This is a genomic window from Methylacidimicrobium cyclopophantes, assembly GCF_902143385.2.
GTDB classification, from domain to species: domain Bacteria; phylum Verrucomicrobiota; class Verrucomicrobiia; order Methylacidiphilales; family Methylacidiphilaceae; genus Methylacidimicrobium; species Methylacidimicrobium cyclopophantes.
Genome location: NZ_CABFUZ020000207.1, coordinates 1 through 1,869, shown reverse-complemented (window position 1 = coordinate 1,869; position 1,869 = coordinate 1). Strand labels below are relative to the sequence as shown.

The 1,869-nt window shown below is 65.1% G+C and carries 2 pseudogenes; one reads left to right on the top strand and one right to left on the bottom strand.

Annotated features, from left to right (window positions below):
• Positions 1-210, top strand: a pseudogene (locus tag FN369_RS08855) (hypothetical protein); the annotation flags it as partial.
• A 199-nt stretch (positions 211-409) separates the two neighbouring features.
• Here FN369_RS08855 and FN369_RS11245 read toward each other — a convergent pair.
• Positions 410-1,869, bottom strand: a pseudogene (locus FN369_RS11245) (bifunctional YncE family protein/alkaline phosphatase family protein); the annotation flags it as partial.

The following is a 1,869-nucleotide window of genomic DNA, read 5'->3' as shown; positions in this document are numbered from 1 at the left end:
GCGAGCCGCTTCTACCAGATCCTTTCGATGGGAGCGGCTCGCGACGATGATGGCTGGCGGTCGGATATCTCGCCCCTCCTGGTGCGCAAGATGGCCAGCGAGGCGGGCCTGCTGGTAGTCCGCCAGATTCGGCGCTGGGGTCCCCAAGAGCGCTACGGAGTTCCCCGATACCGCGACTGCGTGACTTTCTTGGAACGGCCGGCTCGCTGAAGAGGTCCGCTTCCAGTCTCTCCCCATCGAAGCCGGACTCGAGAAGCGGATCTTGGGCAAAGAGGGAGAGCGGCCGGAGCCAATCCCCGAGGACCGCGAAGCGGGGAAGGTCTTCCCATCCGGCCGCGACGCATCTTTGCCCAATACGAAAGGAGCCTCTTTTGCCAAGGAGGAACTCCTAGCAAGCAGGGATGCCGTCCTAAGGCTCAACTCCCTCCCGCCGGCCCGCGGCCGGATAGGGAACCCCTTCCCCCTGGAGGCCGGTCCAGAGCGCCCGGTTAAACCGTTCCGGATGGAGCCGATCTTCCCGTTCGAACCGCTCCCCCGCCATCGCCCGCTGCCAATAGGCAGCACTCCTCCGACCCCGTGAGGCGCCAGCCACTGGGACGCTCCCCGGTAGCGGGAGGGAGGTCGTCCGGAGGACGGCCGGCACCACCGCCTGGTAGTCCCACTGGGCCTCTGTGAGCGAAAAGACCTCCTCCATGGGGCGGGCCGCCGCGTCGAAGAGGCCCAGCGGGGGAAGCCCGAGCAGCTCCTCGAGCGTGCGCAGGAGGCTCACCGTCGTGAAACGGCTCGAAACGACCCCCCGCTTGCGGACATAGGGCCCGATTACGAAAGCTACGCTCCGATGCGCGTCGACATGATCGACCCCGTCCTGCGCATCATCCTCGAGGACCAAGATCAAGGTGTCGTTCCGGTAACGGCTCTTGGCGACCGTTTCGACAAGCAGTCCGAGCGCGTAATCGTTGTCCGCCATCTGGGTCTCGACTGTATTCACTCCGTCGATCGCCTTGCCGAAGGAGCCAAAGTGGTCATGCGGCAACCGGACGAGCTCCAGCGTTGGGAGAGAGCTGTTGCGGCAGAATGCCTCGAATTCCCGCTGCCATTCCCGGAAGCGCCAATAGTCGGGGTAACGCATATCAAACCCGCGGTAAAAGGGGTCCGAGAGGGGGATGAGCCGCTGCTGCACCGGGTAGAACTGGCGGCGGTGGGCGGAAAAGGGAAGGCGCGCGAGCGCCACCCCGCCGGGGAGCGCGGGCGGAAGGAAGTAGCGGGTCAAGTCGCCAAAGAAGCCGTAGTTGCGGACCGAGAGGCCCCGGCGGAGAGCGGCATCCCAGAGAAAGCCGGCGCCCGCTTCCCCCGAGCCGCCATCGGGAGCCGCCGCATCCGCCGGACCGGGAAGGAGATTGGGATCCCGAGGCAAAAGGGGGTTCGCCTCCCGTCGCTCCTCGGAAGGGAGGCCAACCGGAACATTCCGATTGCTCCCCTCCCAATCGTAGGTCGGACCCCGGTGGGCATAGTGGAGAGGAACGGTCTTCTCGGTGGTTTCGGTCGTTCGGGCCGCGGTCGACCATTGCCAGCCATCGCCGCTCACCTCTCCGCTGTCGAAGAAGTTGTCCAGGAGTACAAACTCCCGGGCGATCTTCTGGTGGTTCGGGCTGTAGGGAGCGAGAATCGCCAGCGAAGGATCCCCGTTCCCTTTCCCCAGGTTCCCCAAGAGCTGGTCATAGGTCCGGTTCTCCTTCACGACGTAGATCACATGGTGGATCCGGTCGCGCAGGCCGGAAAAGAGATGTTGGGAAGAAGGATCCGGTCTCGGCGCTCTCCAGCCGTTGTTCTCCGCCACGATCTCGGTCAACCGGCGGAGCTCCGCCGGAT